General features: G+C 68.5%; 10 protein-coding genes. 3 read left to right on the forward strand and 7 right to left on the reverse strand.

Going from position 1 to position 16,609, the window contains the following annotated elements:
• Window positions 1-116: 116 nt before the first annotated feature.
• From OHA11_RS35730 to OHA11_RS35740, 3 genes are all read right to left on the reverse strand, one after another.
• Window positions 117-1,562 carry a DUF234 domain-containing protein gene (locus OHA11_RS35730; RefSeq protein ID WP_266503386.1) on the reverse strand — a complete coding sequence of 482 codons (1,446 nt, stop codon included), beginning with the start codon at window positions 1,560-1,562 and terminating at the stop codon, window positions 117-119.
• A 141-nt stretch (window positions 1,563-1,703) separates the two neighbouring features.
• A complete protein-coding gene (locus OHA11_RS35735; RefSeq protein WP_266503388.1) occupies window positions 1,704-1,907 on the reverse strand; it encodes a DUF397 domain-containing protein in 204 nt (67 codons plus the stop codon).
• A complete protein-coding gene (locus tag OHA11_RS35740) occupies window positions 1,904-2,776 on the reverse strand; it encodes a helix-turn-helix transcriptional regulator (protein ID WP_266503390.1) in 873 nt (290 codons plus the stop codon). Before OHA11_RS35740 ends, OHA11_RS35735 begins: the two co-directional genes overlap by 4 nt.
• Window positions 2,777-2,963: 187 nt before the next feature.
• Here OHA11_RS35740 and OHA11_RS35745 point away from each other — a divergent pair, with 187 nt between their 5' ends.
• Window positions 2,964-3,626 carry an ATP-binding protein gene (locus OHA11_RS35745; protein ID WP_266503392.1) on the forward strand — a complete coding sequence of 221 codons (663 nt, stop codon included), beginning with the start codon at window positions 2,964-2,966 and terminating at the stop codon, window positions 3,624-3,626.
• Here the strand turns inward: OHA11_RS35745 and pglX are convergent, their stop codons facing one another.
• The 4 genes from pglX to OHA11_RS35765 form a co-directional block, all read right to left on the reverse strand.
• Window positions 3,627-7,235, reverse strand: a complete 3,609-nt coding sequence (gene pglX, locus OHA11_RS35750) for a BREX-2 system adenine-specific DNA-methyltransferase PglX (protein ID WP_266503393.1) — start codon at window positions 7,233-7,235, stop codon at window positions 3,627-3,629.
• On the reverse strand, window positions 7,232-11,983 hold the full coding sequence (gene pglW / locus OHA11_RS35755) for a BREX system serine/threonine kinase PglW (protein ID WP_266503394.1): 4,752 nt from the start codon (window positions 11,981-11,983) through the stop codon (window positions 7,232-7,234). Before pglW ends, pglX begins: the two co-directional genes overlap by 4 nt.
• Before the next feature lie 214 nt (window positions 11,984-12,197).
• Window positions 12,198-12,575 carry a hypothetical protein gene (locus OHA11_RS35760; protein ID WP_266503395.1) on the reverse strand — a complete coding sequence of 126 codons (378 nt, stop codon included), beginning with the start codon at window positions 12,573-12,575 and terminating at the stop codon, window positions 12,198-12,200.
• Window positions 12,576-12,577: 2 nt separating this feature from the next.
• On the reverse strand, window positions 12,578-12,979 hold the full coding sequence (locus tag OHA11_RS35765; protein ID WP_266503396.1) for a hypothetical protein: 402 nt from the start codon (window positions 12,977-12,979) through the stop codon (window positions 12,578-12,580).
• 121 nt (window positions 12,980-13,100) lie between these two features.
• Here OHA11_RS35765 and OHA11_RS35770 point away from each other — a divergent pair, with 121 nt between their 5' ends.
• Both OHA11_RS35770 and OHA11_RS35775 read left to right on the forward strand, forming a co-directional pair.
• On the forward strand, window positions 13,101-13,832 hold the full coding sequence (locus tag OHA11_RS35770) for a hypothetical protein (RefSeq protein ID WP_266503398.1): 732 nt from the start codon (window positions 13,101-13,103) through the stop codon (window positions 13,830-13,832).
• A 730-nt stretch (window positions 13,833-14,562) separates the two neighbouring features.
• The gene (locus OHA11_RS35775; protein WP_266503400.1) at window positions 14,563-16,518 is read left to right on the forward strand and encodes an FUSC family protein; all 1,956 of its coding nucleotides are present in this window, start codon (window positions 14,563-14,565) and stop codon (window positions 16,516-16,518) included.
• The last annotated feature ends 91 nt before the right edge of the window (window positions 16,519-16,609 follow it).

Raw genomic sequence — 16,609 nt, forward strand, 5'->3', positions numbered from 1 at the left:
CAGGACCGCGCGTGACGCTCCCGCCCACGCCGTCCCGGGAATGCCGTCCGCGACTGTTCACACGGTTGCGGACGGTTCTCGATCGTATCGGGTGCAAATGACATGGGGGAGGGAGCTCAAGCGCCGGAACCCCAGGCCTCCATGAGCTGCTCGGGCCCGTACGTCGCCGAGAGCCCGTCCACCGTGAACCCGGACCGGGACACGGCGATCAACGGAGTGTCCTCGTCCGCCCCGGGGACGGCGAGAGCGTCGCGGGCGAGCGCGGCCAGTGCGCGGCGGTCGAAGGAGCCGTTCTCGTGCCACTTGATCGAGCCGACGAAACCGATGTCACGGGCGGGCGCCCGATCGGCCCCCACCAGATCTACCTCGGGATTGTTCGTACGAGGCCACCAGCCGCCCACCTCCCGCACCTCGGGCCACGTCTCGTCGGGGAGCAGCCGGGCCAGCGACTCCCGCACCACGGGTTCGATCGCCCGCCCGCGCCAGGAGGTCCAGCCGCGCTCGACCGCCTCGGCCACCAGGCGCCCCCGCCCGCGCTCGACCTCGGAGATTCCCCGTTCCAGGAAGGCGAGCCAGAAGCGGAGGTAGGGGTCTGCGACGCGGTATCGGCGGTCCCGGTCTCCGGGTCGGACGGACAACGGGGTGTCGACGGCGACGAGCCGCTTGTCGGTGAGGGTACGCAGCGCAGGGTTGAGCGAACCGGGCGGGAGCGGCCGGTCGGCGGACCCGGCCTTCGCGGCGATGGTCCCGAAGGTCCGCTCACCACTCCCGATCACGGAGAGCACATGTCTGGCCTGGAGGGCGGTGGGGAACTCGGCGGCCAGTACACGCTCGCCGGAGACGAGCAGCGGGGAGGTGGGGTCGTCGAGAGCTCGGGCCAGGAAGTCACCGCGGCTCTCCCCGTCCCGCCACTCCTGACAGATGAGGGGCAGACCGCCGGTGATCAGGTGGGCATCGAAGGCGTCCGCCGCAGGCAGTCCGGTCATTGCCATGACCTCGTACGGCGAGAGGGCCGACAGCACCATCTCGACCCCTCGTTGGTGGAAGGGGCGGCCGTAGGCGGAGAGCTGCTCCATCATGGCGAGGTCGCTGCCGATCAGCACGAGCAGCACGGGCTTGCGGCTCAGCACGCGGTCCCACACGGTCTGCAGGGTGCCTTCCAGAACCGGGTCGCCTTCGAGCATCCAGGGCAGCTCGTCCAGCACGACGATGCTGGGGGAGTCGTCCGGGAGGACCGCGGCGAGCTGGCGCAGGGCGGTGTCCCAGTCGGCGACGGTGGTGACGCCTGCCAGGAGAGCCGTCTCGGGCAGCGAGGAGTGGCGGACCTCGCCGAGGAACCGGGCGCGTTCCCGCTGCGCGTCCTCGCCCCGGGTGGCCTGATGCACGACGTACGGAACGCCTGCGCGTTCACAGAAGAGGTCGACGAGGCGAGACTTCCCGACCCGGCGTCGGCCGCGGAGCAGCAGTGCTCTGCCGCGCTGATCGCCTCGGCCGTCCCGGATCCAGGCCAGGTGCCGGTCGAGTGCGGCCAGCTCGGACTTGCGGCCTACGAAGCCTGTCATGGGGCACCTCGGGTGGTACTCGTGCTGAACATACTCAAGTGAACCATAGTATGGAGAATGCGAGTAACTGGCCTGTCGCTTTACGTGGTCATGCGTGGGTGTGCTGAGAGGGTGGGGGTGCCCCTGAGGGGGCGGTCCGGCTCAGCTCAGGTGTGCGATGAAGGTGTGCCAGGCGTCGTGGCTGAAGACGATTGTGGGGCCGGTGGGACGCTTGCTGTCGCGGACGGGGAGGTGGGCGGGGAGGTTGGTGGCCGCCTCGACGCAGTTGCCTTGACCGCCGCTGTAGCTGCTGGCGCGCCATGCCGCTCCCGTGAGAACGGGGGGTATGTGAGAGCTGGGGCTCATGCTCGGTACTCCTTGGCGATGCGGCGGATCATGGCGAGTGATTCCGTCGGTGGCAGTGCCGTGGTGCGTGCGTCGTCGAAGAGCCCTCGGTAGTAAGCGACTTCCGGCTCACGCTCCATCCAGATGTTTCCGGTTGGGGTCTCCGTCAGCACGAGGTCGAGCGACGTCACCTGGGGAAAGCTCAGTAGCAGGTACGGGCCGAACATACCCGAGTGCGCGCCGCGCGAGAACGGCAATACCTGGACGGTGATGTTGGGCCGCTCAGCCATCCCGGCCAGGTGCTCCAGTTGTGCGTGCATCACCGAAGGGCCGCCAACGTGCTGCCTGAGAACGCCTTCTGCCAGCACTGCCCAGAGTTCCATCGGCTCGTCACCCATGAGGCGCTGCTGCCTCGCGAGTCGCACCTGAACGAACTGGTCGATCTCCTCGGCTGTCTGCCAGGCGCGCGAAGCGACCGTCACCGCGCGGCCGTACTCCGCAGTCTGGAGAAGTCCGGGAATCAGCTGCACCTCGTATGTCCGGACGCTGTCGCAGATGGCCTCCAACTCGATCTGGTCCCGATACGAGTCCCCAAGTACTGAGCCGTACTGATGCCACCATCCTTCGCGGCGCCGCCGGTTGGCCCGCAGGGCCATGGCGCTGAGGCGGTCGCGTGTCTCCGGATCCTTCACCCGGTAGGCGTGCATGAGTGCTGCCAGATCAGGTGTGCGGACGGGTACGTGCCCGTTCTCCAATCGGCTGATCTTCCCCTTGGTGCAGTCGAGGGCCTCGGCGGCTTCCGCCATGGACACACCTGCCGCCTCGCGGAACCTGCGGAGTTCATCGCCGAGTTGGCGTCCGAGCACGGTGGATGGTTTGACAGTAGGCATGTGCAACTGCCTACCAGAGGTTCGACCTGCAGGGCTCGGCGATTACCTAAAAGAGTGAATCAAGCGCCATAGTGCCGTGCAAAATTGCGCCGATTCATATTGTTGCGGAACGCTGCGCATGGCGGCTCAGCAACTGCCGCCATGTCACGAGGACTTGATCAGCTGCAATCGACCCTCAGGAGCCGCCATGGCAGAGCGTTTCGGCCCTCACGAAGTCACGTTCAGACTGTCCCGTTGTCGCCGGAGCGTTCCCAGAACGCGGGCGGTGGCGCATGCCGTGCTCGGGGAATGGGGCGTCGGGCAAGACGTCCTGGACGCCGCGGAGTTGGTGCTGTCGGAGCTGGTGACCAACGCGCTGCGCGTGCCGGTGCCGAGTGACCGACAGGTGGGCGTACGGATCACACGCTCGCTGGAGGAAGGGCTGCTGCGGGTGGAGGTCAGCGACGCGGGCGCGGGCAAGCCTGAAGTGCGGACGCCCGGTGAGGAAGAGACCGGTGGGCGCGGGCTGTTGCTCGTGGATGCGCTGGCTCACCGGTGGGGTGTCGAGGAGCGCGAGGGTGGGATCGGGAAGACCGTCTGGGTTGAACTGAAGGCGACGGACATCGTGGCCGAGCCCGTCGCGAGGGAGGTCGCCGCGGTGATGGTTCGGCAGGGCCAGTCCGTGCGGGCGTGGGGCGAGTGGCGGGCAGTCCGCAGTGTCCGCAGCGAGCAGTTCGCGGCGGGTGGGCCCGCCATCGTGCTGGGGCTGGACGAGGGCCCGGCGCTACGGGTTCACGCGGCCGAGCCGTTGACTGTACGAGACGGCGGCGCGCCCTCCGCGCGAGCAGGCGGGGAGGGCGCGCCGGGGTGATCAGCCGTTCGCCGGGCGCCGGCCTCGACGGGCCGCCGGAGCGGGACGCCAGGCGCGCAAGTCGTCGTCACTCAGGCCGTGTTCGCCCTGCTTGGTCGCGCGGTACCCCGCGAAGAAGGCGGCGGGGGAGCCGCCGTACAGCGGATCGAACTCGTCGTGCCACTGGGTGAGCCAGGGTTGGAGTTCGAGGAGGCCTGCGAGAAGCGGAGTGATCTCCTCGGTGGAGAGGCCGTCGTCGTTGGTGAAGTACGTACTGAGGGCCTGGGCCTGCTCCCGGTGGTCCCAGCCCGCCCAGCCGAACAGGTCTGGGGTGCCGGAGATGGCACCGGTCGCGTAGGAGATGAACCGCTCCTTCGGTACGTCCAGTTTGCCGCGGGCGCGCCAGTAGGAGGGCTTGAGGAAGTCGGCCGAGGTGTACTTCGGGGGTACGGGGATCGAGTCCCGGATCTTGCGCTTGGCGGGCTCGTCCGGGGCGGCGTCCTCCTGTCGCTGGAGGTCCCAGACGTGTTCCCAGTCGGCGCGCTTCTTGAGGCCGGAGGGCTTGTAGCGGAGGGTGGGGAGGAAGGGCACGTGCTCGTTGGTGAGGAGGTCCTCGACGACGGTTGCGAGTTCCTTGCGGGGCTCGTACAACTCGGCGACGGAGACGAAGTCCTCATCGAGGGAGAGCTCGGCGGTGAGCTGGTGGCGGGTGAGCAGGGTCGGCTGTCCGTCCTGGAACCAGAGGTCACGGTTCTCGATCCGGTCGAGCAGCCAGGAGCGCAGGGCCTTGTCCTGCAGGCTGTCCCAACCCTCAGTTGCCCAGCGGCGCTTGTACTCGGGACGCTCGATCATGCCGATGGCACGGGATGACTCGATGGCGTCGATGCGCTTTTGGACGGTGGCCTTGTAGGTGTCCGACCAGTGGTCGGGGAGGGTGGTAGTGGGGGTGGATCCGTGCCGCTTGAACCACTCGTTGGACGCCTCACCCTTCTTGACTCTGCGGGCGAGCACGATTTCGAAGGCTCGCTCACCGAGGGCGAGTTCGGGGACGTCGGACTCGGGAGCCTGGAGGTCTTCGAGGTGCAGGTTGTAGAGGGAGTAGACCTGCCAGTCCAGTTCCTCTTGGAGAGCGATCATTTGCGCTCGGGTGGAGTGCCACTTGGCGCAGGCCTCGCGAAGGGACTTGACGGTGGGTGTGGGGGCGGAGGGGGCAGTTAGGGTGGAAGGGGTAATGGAGACAAGTTCCTGGGCGAATTTGTCGAGTGCGGTCACAATGGATGTGGGTGTGACAGCGGGTACGGGGAACTCCTGGAGCTTGGTGCCCGTGAATTCAAAGAAGTTCTCCCATGCGAAACGACCCGTCCCCCGCTCCCCTCCTCGATTTCCTTTATCGTGACTCACTTGTTTAAGCCAGAAACAGGAGGTGGAGCTGTTGAGTAGTCCGAGTAGCTGAAGGTACTCTTCCTCGGTTGCGTTTTCGCGCAACTTGATTACTGGAGCGGAACGGTTGAACACCTTTCCGCCTCTATTCAATACAAAGTGATTGTGTGAGGCTACAAAGGCAAAGGAAATGCCAAGCGGGTTGGAGAATCGTTCCGGATGCCAGCGGCTCCACTCGAACCAGGTAAGGCCGATCTCTGCGTGTGTTCCCCCTGGCTCTCGACGATCTTTAAGGACGGCGTACGTCTGCCTTAGGTGAGGGTATGTATCTACAGTTAGCGCCGCCTTCAAATCGGCGTCATACGGAAAGAGAGACTCCGTAGTTTCGGATTCGTTCCAGTCGCGAACGGCATCTCCTTCGACGAGGGGGATGATGTGGCTAGAGGCTACTCTGTAGCGGGACCAGGTGTGGCTAGGGGCGAAATAGCTAGCGTCGGACCCAGTGTGCGTGTATCGGCCCACTGTAACGATTCGCGCACTTGCCCTATGCGCTGCGTGAGCGTTCAAGTGGGCGAAAATCTCGGATGCGCCGCCCCCTGAAAGGCTCCAGGGGGCAGTGGCCAGGTGGCTGCGAGCTAGGTTTTCGCTGCTGACCCAATCCGATACAGATCCTGGAACATCGATCTGATTCGTGATTGCTTTCCATACGTTTCCCTCGGCGGCGACCTCAGGGACCCCAGATTCACCCTGAATGCCCAGCACCGCTCGGATGGTATCGGTGCGTGAGTTTCCGCGACGGCGTCGACCAATCAGGATTACGGTAGGAGTTCCGTGACCGGGGATGTAAGCGCCGGAGGTGTCGATAACTTCGACGAGTTCGACGGTATGTCCGAAGAACTCTTCAATGAGTGGCCGACCGAACTCTCGTTTCATGAATGAGTTAGACGTGATCTGTCCGACCATGCCGTACCCGTGACCCGTTTCATTTCCAATCTTAGCGAGTTGGAAGAATCGCTCGGCGAAGGGTACGGATAGGGCATACTGGCGCGCGCATGATTTATACAGGGATCGATAGAGGTCATTTAGATTCTTGTCTTTGACTGTGATGTAAGGCGGATTCCCCACCACCACGTCATACCGCCCCTGCTCCAAAATCCCCGGATACTCGTGCACATCCTCCGTCGCATACGAGAACTCCGCCAGCGCATCCCCCGACTCCTCGCCCTCAAGAGTCAGTTCAAGCTGCCGAGCTTTGATCAGGGAGTCGCCCACCGCCAGGTGAATCGGCCAGTCGTACCGCGACGCCTCCGCCAGCGTCCGCACGCCCGACGACGCCATCGCCGCCACCAGCAACCGGAACCGAGCAATAGCCACCGCGAACGGATTGATATCCACCCCGTGCACAGAGTTGAGCGCATCCCGCACCTGCTCATGCACATCCCGCCCCGGCTGCCGCTCAGCCCAAAGCCGCACCATCCGCCGGAACGCACCCAGCACGAAGTGCCCCGACCCGCAGGTGGGGTCGATCATCTTCAGTTCGCCGAACCGCCCGCCCAGCTCCCGCACCACCGGGTCCATCGTCCGGTCGAGGATGAACTCCTCCACGAACTCCGGTGTCTGGAGCAGCGCATACGTCTTCCGTGCCGCCTCCGACAGGTCCTGGTACAGGTCACCGAGGAACCGCGTGTCCCACCCCTCAGTCCCGTCCTCGCTCAACGGGTCGGTGAAGTCGTGGACAAGCGCGTCACCGGCCTCGTCCCGCTCCCGCCAGAACTCCACCAACGCCCGAGCCCCGTCATGCGACAGAGGAACCTGGTACAGCGGGTTGTGCCGCTCGTCGAACAGCAGCTTTCCGGCCTGCCCGGCGCCCAGTTCCTTGAACGCCCGCTCCAGCCAGCCCCGATACGTCGGGTTCTCTTCATCCTCCACGTACTGCGCGTACCGCGACTCCGCGAGGTCCCGCCGCTCCAGCTCCGCGCCCGTCAGGTACGGCTCGGGGATCAGCCGGTTGTCCTCGCAGAACCGTACGAACACCGTGCCCAGCACCCACGCCACCGCGACCTGAGTGACCCGCTCGTCCAGCCACGCGTTCCACGTCGCGGCCGTACGCCCGAGCTTGCGCGCCTGGTCGTACTCGGCGCGCAACCGCTCCCCGACCTCGGCCACCGCCTTGACCTGCTTGCCGAGGTCCGCCTCGACCGCTTTGACCTGCTTGATGAGGTCAGCCAACAACGCCTTGCGGTCGATCACTTGGTCACGTCTCCCGTCGCACCCGCACTCGTACCCGAAACAGTCACATCACCGGCGCCAGGCCCACCGTGCCCACCGCTCACGCCGCCCGCGCCGAGAACCCCGGCCACCCCACCTCGATGGGCATTGGCCACCCACGAGTCCGGCAGAGCTATCCACTCACCCAGCCCCGCCTGGTACGGCACCGCCGTCGTCCCCAACCGTGGCGGGCGCGCCGGGTCGCTCTGCGGGCACAGCACCCACAGCCCGCGACCGCCACCCCGTGCCTGCTCCGCCAACCGCTCAAGGACGCCCATCGCGTCGTACCGCGCGAACACCCCCGCGTCCGTCAGCAGCACAGGCACCCGCGAGCCGGAACCAACCCCGGCCCCAGCTGTCAGCAGCTCGCTCACCCGAGGCTCCACCGCCCCCCAAGCCGTCCGCGCATACTCCGCGAACTTCATCGCCGCCTTCGACCCGGGCTCCGCCACATCCGCCCGCAGGATTGTTTCCCACGTCGGCTTGACCCGCGCGTCGACCAGTTCGTGCAGCGCCGTGAGGAACAGCTCGGTCACCGACACCGCGCCCGCGTCGAAGCGGTCGCCCGTCAACTCCCGTACCGCATCGCGGGACAGACCCGTCCGGACGGTCAGTACCCGGAAGCCGTCCCGCCGGGCCGAACCCGTCAGCCGCTCCTCCGCCGCCACCGCGCCCGCGAGTTGCGGGTCGTCGGAGTAGCGGTGTGCGGTGGTGAGCATGCCGGTCGGCTGGCGGCCGGCGCCCGAGGACAGGTAGCTGGAGCTGCCGTCCGTCTGCCGGGGCAGATAGCGCAGGGTTCGGGTGTCCTCGCGCGTGGACAGGTGCAGCTCGAACCCGGCCTCCTGGAGCGCACGCGTCAGCGGCCCGCCCGTCGGGAGGGAGTGGCCGCCGTTCTTGTCGAGCAGTTCCGGGAAGCGTGCACGTACCCGCTCGTGCACCTCCTTGCCCGTCAGGCCCGGCTGCCGGGCATCGGCCACGCCCGGGATGGGGCGTACCAGACCGGCCTGGGTCAGCCGCAGGGCCCGTACGAGGGGGAGGTTGCGGGGGTAGATCTCCAGGCGCGGGGTCGCGGCGGCGTTGCGGGAAGCCGCCGCGGCCACCTCGACCATGCGGCGGTCGTCCCAGTCCATGACCCCGCTCGGCGGGGCGATCGCGCCCAGCTCGCCGAGGACGGTCGCCGCGGTCGGCAGCGTGTCCAGTTTTGCCAGCCGGTCCGCGACCTTGCCAAGGCTCTGTGCGTAGTCCAGCAGGCCCGGCGCGGAGGGCGTCTCTGGGGCATCGTCCTCGCCGACCTCCAGGGCGAGCAGACCCGCGCCCATGCCCTCATCGGCCGCGTCCCGGTTCGCCGCGTGCTGGAACTCGGCCTCGTCCGGGTGGAGTTGCTCGACCTCCACCACGGCCCGAACGGCCGCCAGTGCCAGGGCCCGGCGCTGCTCGCGCTCCTGGAGGCGGGTGCCGCGTCGTACGGCGAGCGCGTCCGCGATCTCCGCGGCCGAGGCGACCCGGCCCAAGTCGCCGAGCACATCGAGGACTTCGGCGCGCAGGGCTCGTACGGCCGGGTGCTTCTTCCAGCGGGTGCGCTGGGTCTTGAGCATCTGCGGGATGCGGCCCGCCGACAGGCCAAGGGCGGTCGCCACGTCCTTCTGCTTCGGCCAGACGCCGATGTCGGGCAGTGCGCCGCGCTCGTCGGGCAGCCGCAGCAGCAGCCGCACCATCTCGCACTCGTTACGGTTGGAACCGTCCTTCTTCAACTCCGGGACGAAGAGAGTCGCCAACGTGTCCAGGCTGACCGTGCGTAGCGCGCGCTCCGGCAGTCGGCCCGCGCCGCCGTTCGCGGCCACCACCCGCGCGATGGTGGCCTCCGTCGCGGAGAGTTCCTCCTTGGCCTCCTTGCGGCCCTCCGGCGTGAGCGGCGCTGCGGGCTTCTCGGCCAGCCGTTCCCGCCACTCCTTGATACGGCCCAGGACTTCGCCGCGGGTCTTCGAGCCGAGGCCGGGGGCGTTGACGAGCTGGCGCTGGCTGTAGGCGAGCAACTCGCCGACCGTGTTCACCTGGAGCCCGTAGACGAAGGACTCCGCCGCTGGGCTCAGGCCGGCCGCCGAGATGGGCGTGGTGCGGTCGGCCTGAGCCGCCTGCCGGTCGCGCTGCTGTTCGGCGCTCTCCTCCTCGGCCTCCGCGATGGGCGCGTCCGGGGCCTGAGCCGCCTCGGCCTCCGTGGCGGCAGCCGTCACTGGCCGGGAACGCCGTGACGAGGGCTTCGCCTCGTCCATCGCCAGGAAGATCTTCTTCCAGGCGTCCCGCATCGGCTTCAGGTCGCTGAACCGCTGCGCCGCGTTCCGGTGCAACGCCTTCTGGAAGAACGCGACGAGCCCGTCCCGTACCGCCGAGTCGAAGGCGTCGGCGGCGATCCTCGGGTACGGCTCCTTCTCCGCGTCGGTCTGGCGCGGGGACACCTTGCCGTCGCCCCACACCGGCAACTCGCGCGACGCCATCTCGTGGAGGGTGACCCCCAGTGCGTAACGCTCCGCGTGCGCGTCGTACACCGAGCGGTGGGTGAGCGTGCCGATGAAGGGGTCCAGGTAGCCGTCCGTCCCCGCCTGGGTCTCCTTCACCGGGTAACCGGCCAGCGAGAAGTCGATCAGGACCAGTTCGCGCGTGCGGTTCGGACGGATACGGATCGCGATGTTGTCCGGCTTGATGTCACGGTGCCAGACGCCCTCGCCCTCCAGGAAGTCCACCGCGCCGAACAAGTAGTCGCCGTACGCCTCCAGTTGGTCCACGGACAGTCGGCCGAACTCCCGCAGCTGGCGGGAGACCGTCTCCTCCCGGCGCCGGCTCCTCGTGGTGCCGGGCGCGGAGGGCTCGGCGTCGGCCTCACGCTCGTCACCGACGTACTCCAGGATGAGGACCTGCCGAGGTCCGATGCGTACGGGCTCCGGCTCGACGAGGCGGATGATCCGGGAGTCGGGACGCAGGCGCCCCATCACCTCGGCCTCCCGCTCCAGCACCTTGCCGCGACTGTCCGACAGCGCGACCTTCAGCACGGCGAGCGTCTTCGCGAACCTGACGTCCGGCCCGGCCGTCAGGTCCCGCACCAGGAACGCGCGGCTCGTCGAACCCGTGCCGAGACGGCGCCTGACCTCCCAGCGGCCCGCCAGCACGTCGCCCGCGACCGCTTCCAGAGGGTCCTTCTCGGGCTCGGCGGGGCGAACGGGCTCCACCGCGGCGGGCTCGGTCAGCGTGTCCTCGACGACCTCCAGCATCTCCAGGAAGTCGTCGACGGAGGACAGCCGGTCGGAGACGGTGTACGCGGTCGCCGCCTGCACCAGTTCGTCGATGTACTCGGACAGGCCGTCCACCACCGCGCTGGGGCGCAGTCCCTCGCCTGCCTCGTAGCGCGCCAGCAGCTCGGCCTGGCTGGCTGCCGGGGCCTTGCCGGTGGCCAGGAGATAGGTGAGCACCCCGAGCCCGTACACGTCCAGGGCCACCGGGTCGGCCTTCAACGCGGTGAGTTCCGGGGCGAGATACGGGTCCGCGCCCTCCGCGAGGTGTGCTCCCGCGCGCGAGAACGTGGTCGGGGCGAGTCGCTCGCCGCCGGCCTGCCCGCTCTGCTCGGAGCCGCGCTGCACCGCGACCTGCCAGTCCGAGATCTGCAGATACGGACTGAGCCAGCCCGACTCCTCGCCGTCCGTGCTCCCCGCCGTGCGGCTGCGGGCACGAGGCATCACGTGGATCGCGCGGGCGGCCAGAGTGCGGTGGTAGATCCGCCTGCCGTGCGCCGAGCGCACCGTCTCGGCGAGCTGGCGCACCAGGGCCATGCGGCTGAGGATGTCCAACTTCTCGCCGTACTGGGCCAGATACTCGTCCAGGCGCAGAGTCCGCGGGTCGAAGTCGAAGATCAGTGCCGGGCCCGCCGAGTGCCCGGACGGGTCGTACTGCTTCAGCTGGACGACACCGGGGTGCTTGAAGCGCCGTAGCACCGCGGCCTCGCGCCGCGCGGCCCGCTCCACCGACGCCCGCAGCTCGGCGTCCGAGCCCCGCTCCCGCAGATAGACCCGGATACGGGCGGCCTCCGGCAGCTCACTGTGCCGGGCCAGGTAGTCCGCCCAGGTCGGACCCGAGTCGAACGACTTCCGGTGCAGCAGATACGGGCCGACCTTGTACTCGGCGTCACTGCGCGCGATACCGATCCGCTCCAGCGCCCCCTTGATCGCGCGGGACTTCGGGGCGTCGATGCGGCGCCGCTCGTCACGAGGCGGCTCCTTCAGCATCTCTACCAGCTTGTTCACGGTGTAGACGCCGTGCTGGTCGTGGGCGGGCAGCCTGTTCCTCAGAGAGGAGTCGGTGAAGCACACCGCCTCCGAGACCCAGACCCGCTCACCGTTCTGCGCGAGGAGTGAGGCCAGTTCCTTGGCCTTCTTGTTCGCCAGGTGCAGTGGGTTGCCGTGGGAGATCTGCCGTCCGCCGGGCTGGGTCTGCAGCCATGTGCCGTTACGGGACTCGATCGAGCCGTGCCAGTCCTTCAGCTCGATCAGGTACACCCCGCCGGGGGCGATCACCAGAAGGTCCACTTCCCGGACATGGCCGGTGTGCGCGGTGAAGGTGAAGTTCGTCCAGGCACGCCACGGATCGTTGTTCGCGGTCGCCAGCTGCTCGCGAATGGCATCCAGGCCCCGGCGCTCATGCTGAAACTCGGATTCGGTGACCGTGACCCACCGGCCGTCCCGCATGCGCACATCCCCGCTTCGAGTTTCGTATCGATTCGGGCTGTTTGTCGCCGCCGTTTTGTCGTCGCTCGGGCGGCAAAAGCCCAAGCTCAGATCGTAACGGGTGTGAGCGGAGGCGGAGGATGGGTCGGATCAAATCGGTACTGGGGACAAGGTCCCGCATCAAGACGACTCGTCGCTGGTCATGGCGTGGAGCATGACCCCCTTCCGGCCCGGGTCACATCGCTCGTACGAGGGCGCAGTCTCCCGCCACCCGGCGGCTGAATTCGGCGACGAACGACATGGCCGGATCGGCGAAGGCGAGGTGAGGTGCGGCCGTCAACGACTCAGAGCCGTACTCGCCCAACTGGTCCATCACTTCGACGACATGCTCACCGGCGCGCTGCCACGCGGACGACAGGCCGAACGCGTTCGGATCGTCGTGCATGGTGTCCCGGAGAGTCGCGAGGCAGGCATCCGCCGCGGCTTCGGTACGAGCCTCCTGCCCTTCCTCGAGTCGGCCGAGACGCCCGCCGAGAGCCGTCCAGCGTTTGCCGGTAGTGGTGTCTCCGCCGCGCGTGCCGCCCGGTCCCTGCCACCGCGTCGACGTCCCCATGCTCAGGCGCTCCCTTTGCCCAGCACCGCCAACACCGTGGTCGTCAGCGTGCAGACCAGCGCGACGATGGCTCCGAGGCTGGCCAGGCCGGTCTTGCGGTCTGGGAAGAGTTCGCGCCTTGTCTGCCGAAGCCCTGGGTGTACGACAAGGGTGCGCAGGCGTTGCCACTTGTGCTGCTCGATGCTGCAGCCACGGAGCAGACCGTGGGCGTTCTTCCGGCATGTCTGCCCCTCCTTGCGGATGGGGGCACCGCAAGGGACCGGAGCCTGCACCAGGAACCACAGGAGACTCAGCGCGAAGAGGGCGGTCAGTCCGACAGGGCCGATGTCGGAGGTCAGCCAAGCTGTGATGGCGACGACGAGGGCGACCAGTCCCCAGTAAGGCCAGATCTTCCGCCAGTTCATGACAAGGGAACGTAGGTGGGGAGGGCAAGCATCAGGAGGGCGCACAAAGGCGCACGGAAGCATTCCCCCTCGCCGAATAACCCTTCGAAAACCACCAGTTGATCCTGCTACCGTCACCGACGTGGCGAAACTCAATCAAATCATCGCAGTAGAGAAGGGCATCAAGTCCAAGTCCCATCAGGACCTGACGGCCGCTCATCACGGGCTGCAGAAGCCTGCCCTGTTGGCCGGAATCTCGCGTACGTATCAGCCCAAGGACGAAGAGGGTGAGCAGTTGCCGCCCGAGTCGACTCGGGTGCAGGTGCAGGCTGAGGACGTGCTGCGGGACACCGCGGCCACGCTGACCCGGCTGTTCGACGTGACCGCCACCAAGGACTGGGCCAACTGCACGGCCCGCGCGGACGTCAAGGTCGACGGGCGGGTGCTCGTTGCCGACGTTCCGGTGTCCTATCTGCTCTTCCTGGAGAAGCAGCTCACCGATCTCAACACCTTCGTGCGGAAGTTGCCCGTGCTCGACGCCTCCGAGTCGTGGGTCCAGGACCCGTCGACCGACGCGTGGAAGACCGAGCCGGTCCGGACGCTGCGGACGAAGAAGGTCCCGCGCAACCACGTGAAGGCGGAGGCCACCGAGAAGCATCCGGCGCAGGTCGAGGTGTACTACGAGGACATTCCCGTCGGGTACTGGACCACTGTGAAGTTTTCCGGAGCCCTTCCCGCGCGGCGTGTCAACGAACTGCTTGACCGGGTCGAGAAGGTTCAGCAGGCCGTCAAGTTCGCCCGGGAAGAGGCGAACGGCGCCGACGTCACCGACCAGCGCGTCGGGGACGTCGTGTTCGGCTACCTGTTCGGGTAGCCTCAGAAACTCCCCGGCCACCAAGAAGGACGGCCGGGGTGCGCGAGGAGCGCAAGCTGAAACTGAAGCTTGTCGTGACTTCGCGGTTCCAGTGGAGGTTCGAGTCCTCCTCGCGGCACCAATCCGGCACCTGTATCACCGAGTACAACTCGGTACGAGGTGCCCAACGCGCCGCGGTAGCCCAACTGGCAGAGGCAGACCGCGATCAATCTCAGACTATTGCTCCAGACTCAGCATTCGCCGCCGATCGCCGGATCGACCGGACTCAGGCTCCGGGCGTCGAAATGCCGGTTCAAGTCCGGCCCGCACAGCTCGATGCGCGGTGGTCCAAAGGCAGGACGCGGCGACATAACACTGACCTGAGTTCTCAAGCGTGCCGGTGTGCGACATGGGTGGCATCACAGGGCTCGGGGGCCGGCTACGCCTCCGGGCCCGCTCCCGTTTGCGCGGACAGTTGGATGAGATCCGCTCGTGGGAGCCGTTCACCGACGCCGTCCCCGTCGCGGGAGCTGCCCTCCGACGCCGCCCCGTCGCGGAGGCCGTTCACCGACGCCGCCCCCGATTGCGTACATAAAGAACGCGGCCATCGCGACAATCGTCACAGCCCCGAAACGCATGGACCCCATACCCTCCAGGAACCCGACCTACCGTAAACACCACCGCCCAGGCCGACGTCGCCCGAAGGCATGCCACCCGCAATCGCCCTCGTCCCGACAGGAGCCCCGTGCCCGTGCCGCGACCCTTCTCCGCTGTGTCCGTCGCCCTTCCGCCCTGGCTCGCGCATGCGCTGCGTGCGCAAAGGGGGCCCGTGCCGTGGAACGCCGTCGTCCGCGGAGCGCTCTCCGCCGGGCCGCTGTTGCTCGTGGCCGTTCTCGTCGGGCGGGAATCCGTCGGTGTCATGGCCGCCCTCGGTGCCATGTTCGCCGGGATCAACGACCGGCCCGGAAGCCGCCGGGCCGCCGTGCACTGGGTGGGGGTGCCCGCGCTGGCAGGAGCCGCGGGACTGGTCGTCGGTACGTACGCGGGGGAGGGGTTCGGTGCCGTCCCGCTGACCCTCGTACTCACCGGGCTCGGGCTGCTCGCCGGGGCCGTGAGCGCCGCCGGGACCGTCGCCTCGGGGGCCGGGACGCAGTTGCTCGTCGCCGCGGCCATCGGGGCCGGGATGCCACTGCCCGACCCCGGGTGGCAGCGGGCGCTGTTCTTCCTGGCCGGAGCCGGCTGGCTGATCGTGCTGCGGCTGGTGCTGCCCACGCCCGGTGCCCTCGCCCAGGACTTCCGGTTCGACGGGGAGCGGGTGGCCGTCGCGAAGGTGTACGACGCCATCGCCGAGCTGCTCTCCGGGGTCGGCGGAGCCGAGGCCGGGGCCCGGCGGGCCGCGCTCACCGCCGCGCTCGACCACGCGCAGGACGCGCTCGCGGGGCCGCGGCTGCGGCGGTACGCCAGTTCCTCCGCCGAGCGGCGACTGCGGGCGCAGTACGCCGCCGCGCTGCCGCTCGCCGAGGCCGCGACCGCGCTGGCCTGGGCCGGAGACGCGCTGCCCGCCCGTACGGCTCAGGGCCCGCGGCGGCTCGCCGTCGCCGTACGGACCGGGGAGCCCTCCGGGCCGCTGCCCGCACCCGCACGGTCCGTACCCGGACTGCGCGCCCTCGACGACGCACTCCTGCATGCCGCCGAGACCTTCGACCGCGGCGGCAGGAAGACCGACGGCGGTAGCCCCGACGGCAAGCAGGCCGACGGCAGTAGCCCCGGCCGCAAGAAGGCCGACGCCAACCCCCTCGACCGCGGCGCCGAGCAGACCGCACACAAGGGCCTGCACATACGGCCCCTCCGCGCCAAGGCCTTCCTGCGGACCGTCACCGGCACCGGCGGACGCGAGTACGGCTTCCGCGTCGCCCTCTGCTACGGCGCCGGCGTGGCCGTCGCCCAGGCCCTGCACCACGTGCACTGGTACTGGCTGCCGGTCACCGCCGTCTTCCTCGTGAAGCCGGACCTCGGACCGCTCGTCTCACGCGTACTGAACCGGGCGGCGGGCACCGTCCTCGGCGCCCTCGTCTTCGCCGGGTTCGCGGCCGTACTGCCCCGGCCGGAAGGGCTCGTGGCGCTCGTGGCGCTCAGCGGTGCCCTGATCCCCGTCGCCACCCGGCACTTCGCCGCGCAGACCGCCGTCGTCACCGTCCTCGTGCTCGCCCTCGTCATGGTCGGCGGGGAGCCGGAAGCCTCCTGGAGCCGTATCGGCGAGACGCTGCTGGCCTGCGCGATCGTGCTGATCGTCGGGCATCTGCCGGTTCCGGGACAGCGCGGCGGGAACGTGCGGGCCCGGCTCACCGCCGCCACCGACGCCGCCCACGCCTATCTCACCCACGTACTGAGCGGCGCCGACGACCGGGCCGCCCGCTGGGCGCTCCGCCGCGAGGCTTACCGGAGGCTGGCCGAGGCCCGCGCCGCGATCGACCGTGCCTCCGCCGAACTGCCCACCCTGGCCCGGCACACGGAAGGCACCGGCGAGGTCGCCGCCACCCTCGAACGCCTCGTCGACACCACCACCGCCTGCGCCGTCCACCTCGACGACACGGGACGGCTCACCCCGCGGCACACCGAGCGCCTCGCCACCCTCCTCGACGAACTCGTGGAGCAGCGCGAGCGCGCCGGGCTCGCGGATCCCCCGGCCGACCTCCTCAGCGCCTGAGCGGCGAACTCCACCAGGCTCGGGCAGGCTCGGGCTCGCCTGAAGCCTCAGGCGTCAGGCGTCAGCCCGCAGCCCTCATGCCGCAGCCCTC

The organism is Streptomyces sp. NBC_00878 (assembly GCF_026341515.1).
In the GTDB taxonomy this organism is placed as follows: domain Bacteria; phylum Actinomycetota; class Actinomycetes; order Streptomycetales; family Streptomycetaceae; genus Streptomyces.